3 protein-coding genes and 1 pseudogene are annotated in these 3,226 nt (G+C 59.7%); 1 reads left to right on the top strand and 3 read right to left on the bottom strand.

The annotated features are described in order from the left end of the window. Window positions 1–37: 37 nt before the first annotated feature. Together ACRESD_RS07705 and ACRESD_RS07700 are read right to left on the bottom strand one after the other, a co-directional pair. Window positions 38–706, bottom strand: a complete 669-nt coding sequence (locus tag ACRESD_RS07705; protein ID WP_431750375.1) for a helix-turn-helix transcriptional regulator — start codon at window positions 704–706, stop codon at window positions 38–40. A 232-nt stretch (window positions 707–938) separates the two neighbouring features. Continuing rightward, window positions 939–2,183 carry a methionine gamma-lyase gene (locus ACRESD_RS07700; protein WP_431750374.1) on the bottom strand — a complete coding sequence of 415 codons (1,245 nt, stop codon included), beginning with the start codon at window positions 2,181–2,183 and terminating at the stop codon, window positions 939–941. Window positions 2,184–2,306: 123 nt separating this feature from the next. Between ACRESD_RS07700 and ACRESD_RS07695 the strand changes: the two genes are divergently transcribed. After that, window positions 2,307–2,777, top strand: a complete 471-nt coding sequence (locus ACRESD_RS07695; RefSeq protein WP_431750373.1) for an Lrp/AsnC family transcriptional regulator — start codon at window positions 2,307–2,309, stop codon at window positions 2,775–2,777. Here the strand turns inward: ACRESD_RS07695 and ACRESD_RS07690 are convergent. Further along, window positions 2,778–3,226 (bottom strand): annotated as a pseudogene (locus tag ACRESD_RS07690) (PLP-dependent aminotransferase family protein); the annotation flags it as partial.

The raw sequence follows: 3,226 nt of genomic DNA, 5'->3' as shown, positions 1-3,226 counted from the left end.
ACGCAGCCCAGCGCGGGGCAAGCCCGCTCACTACAATTTAAGCTGTTGTGTCTTCGGTGGCGTACATCCACCGCAACAATGAATGCCGCCCACTGATGCCCAGTTTGATCGCCGCCCGCTTCAGGTAGCTTTCGATGGTATTGACCTTCAGCGCCAATTGCTCCGCCAACTCTGGCGCGGTGCGCCCGGCCAGCAGGCCGACACACACTTCCAGTTCACGGTTGGACAGGGTCAGCCCGGATTGCACCAAGCGTTCCTGGATGCGTCGACGCAGGGTTTCGATCCCTTGGTTTTGCGGGACCAGCGGTGTGTTGTCCTGGCGGCATGGCTGGATCGCGATGATGTGTTTTTCCACCATCGGCAGCAGCAGGGTGGAAAAGTCCAGCAGCATGCTGCGCTCTTGCGGTGAGAAGCTTTCGGACTGGTGGGAGCGGTACACCGATAGCACGTAACGCATGTCGTCCTTGCGGCGTGTGAGGTGTAGCTGGGCGGCGGGTTGTTCTTGATCCAGGGCGAGGACCGAATCGGTGTAGACCGGGCTGATCTTACGGCGGGTGTGCCCTGTGCAACTGACCTGCAATTGCGAAATATGCGTAGCGTCCACTGCCAGTTGGGTCAGGATGAGGTCATGCAGCAAACGTGGAAAATGGCGACTGCCGGTGCTGGCGATGACCTTGCCTATATGTGGGAACAGGTGTGAGTTCATCAGTTCGTCCATGAATTTCAGGTGCAGGTATTCGGCTTTATAACGGCGGGGTTTAACAAGCTGGCCAATGCGAATAACCCACAGTGATAATGCTTTCCGCCGGCACGTATGCTAGTACAGCCTGGCGATTGCATGGGGATCCAATCTATAAAAAATCAGATTAAAAAAGCATAACGATGGTCGGACCAGTCCGACCACCGTTTGTGGGAAAGGATAACTCTGAGCGTGGGGCTTATCTCACAGCATGTGCGGTGACCGAACGCGGGCGCGTCGCTTCACGGGTGCACTTGGCCAGGGCCTGTTGAATATCGGCGAGCAGGTCGGCGACGTCCTCCAGCCCCACCGACAAACGCACCAGGCCTTCACTGATTCCATGGTGCGCCCGTTCCTCCGGGGTGTAGGTGGAGTGGGTCATGCTCGCTGGGTGCTGGGCCAGTGACTCCGCATCGCCCAGGCTGACCGCGCGGGTGAACAGTTTGAGGGCGTTCATGAAGCGCCGGCCGGTCTCGATCCCACCCTTGAGTTCAAAGGCGATCATGCCACCGGCCATTTTCATCTGGCGTGCCGCCAATTCGTACTGTGGGAAAGAACGCAGCCCGGGGTAGGTCACCCACTGCACGGCGGGGTGCGCCTGCAGGGTTTCGGCCACCGTCTGGGCGCTGCTGCAGTGGCGTTCCATGCGCAGGGCCAAGGTCTTGAGGCCACGCATCAACAGTGACGCGTCCTGCGGCGACATCACGGCGCCGGTCAGGTCCTTGAGCCCTTGCAGGCGAATGCGTTGCGCCAGGGCGTGGCTGCTCACCGCAATGCCAGCGGTAATGTCGCCGTGCCCGCTGAGGTATTTGGTGGCCGAGTGCACCACCACGTCGGCGCCCAATTCCAGGGGGCGTTGCAGGTAGGGCGTGCAGTAGGTGTTATCGACCACCACGGTGACATTCGGCTGCTGGTGGGCGAGCTGGGCCACGGCGGCGATGTCGACCAATTGCAGGGTGGGGTTGGCCGGGGTTTCGCAATAGATCATGCGGGTGGCGGGGGAGAGTGCATCCCGCAGGGCGGCCAGGTCGGTTAGGTCGACATGGCGCACCTTGATACCGAACTCGCCGATGCCATGGTGCAACAGAGCGAAGGTGCAGCCATAGAGGGTCTGGCTGACGATGATTTCGTCGCCGGGCCGCAGCAGGGTCCAGAACGTTGCGGCAATCGCGCCCATGCCAGAGCTGAACGCCACCGCCGCCTCGCCGTTTTCCAGGGTGGCCATGCGCGATTCAAGCAACGCCAGGGTAGGGTTGGAAATCCGCGTATAGAAGTGGCCGTTCGCTTCACCGGCAAAGCAGGCGGCGCCGTATTCAGCGGTCGGGAAGGCGAACGTGGCGGACAAGTAGGTTGGCGGCACCAGGGCGCCATGGTGGTCCTTGGGGTCATAGCCGTGGTGGATGGCGCGGGTGGAAAAGCCGAATGTATTGTGTTTATTGTTCATGTCGGGCGCTCCTTATTTCCTACAATGCTATGCTCATAACCAGAGATGAACGTTGCGAAATTTGTTGGAAAATCCCGCGCCAGGGGATGAAAACCCTATAAAAATAATGATTAGAGGCACGTTATGCCCATCAATCTGGACCGCACCGACAAAGCCCTTTTAAACGCGCTGCAAGGCAATGCCCGTCTGACCGTGGCCGAATTGGCCGACCGGGTGGCCCTGACCACTTCGCCCTGCTGGCGTCGGGTCAAAAACCTGGAAGACAGCGGGGTGATCAGTGGCTACCAGGCGATTTTGTCGCCCAAGGCACTCGGCTATGGGGTGACGGCATTTGTCAGCATCATGATGGAGAGCCATACCCAGGACATTGCCCGGGCGTTCGAGAAACGGCTGTTGGAAATCCCGGAGATCGTGGCGTGCCATAACGTGTCGGGGCGCTATGACTTCTTACTGGAAGTAGTGGCCAAGGATCTGGAGTCGTTCGGCGAGTTTGCCAGGGAGGTCTTGCAGACCCTGCCTTGTGTCAAAGAGATTTATTCGAGTTTTTCCTACAAGTCGGTCCGGCCGTTGCGGGTGATTCCGCTGCCGGGTTGATCAACGCGCGATACGCACTTGGGCACCTAAGCCGCCGCTGACACGACTGCTCAACGTCAATTGCAACAGCGTCTCAAATATCTGTTGCACCCGTGGCTCGTCACTGTGGGCCACATTGAAGCGCATCGAGTCAGCGTGTGCCGGGTCATAGCCAAACAGCGCGCCCGGCGCCAACACCATGCCCTGTTGCAATGCGGCCTGGGCCAGCCGTTCGCCGTTCACGCCGGGTGGCAAGCGCGCCCAGATAAACATCCCGCCTTCATAACCCATTGGCAGTTCGCAGCCGCACCGCTTGAGCCATTGCTCGACCCGTCCACCCGACTCCATCAACCGTTGCACCATGCGCTTGCGGTGCTTGGTGTAGCTGCCTTCGCTGAGCATGCGGTACACGATCTGCTCGAACAGTTCAGAGGTCACGCCACCGCTCATCAGCTTCATATGGGTCAGGT

Origin of the sequence: Pseudomonas sp. (assembly GCF_050739995.1) — a bacterium.
Lineage (GTDB): Bacteria > Pseudomonadota > Gammaproteobacteria > Pseudomonadales > Pseudomonadaceae > Aquipseudomonas.
The sequence above is the reverse complement of the archived record's forward strand: the minus strand, read 5'-3'. Positions and strand labels throughout refer to the sequence as shown.

Excerpts from the sequence above, each read along its gene's own strand:
- ACRESD_RS07705 (WP_431750375.1), bottom strand. The coding sequence starts at position 706 with ATGAACTCACACCTGTTCCCACATATAGGCAAGGTCATCGCCAGCACC.
- ACRESD_RS07700 (WP_431750374.1), bottom strand. The coding sequence starts at position 2,183 with ATGAACAATAAACACAATACATTCGGCTTTTCCACCCGCGCCATCCAC.
- ACRESD_RS07695 (WP_431750373.1), top strand. The coding sequence starts at position 2,307 with ATGCCCATCAATCTGGACCGCACCGACAAAGCCCTTTTAAACGCGCTG.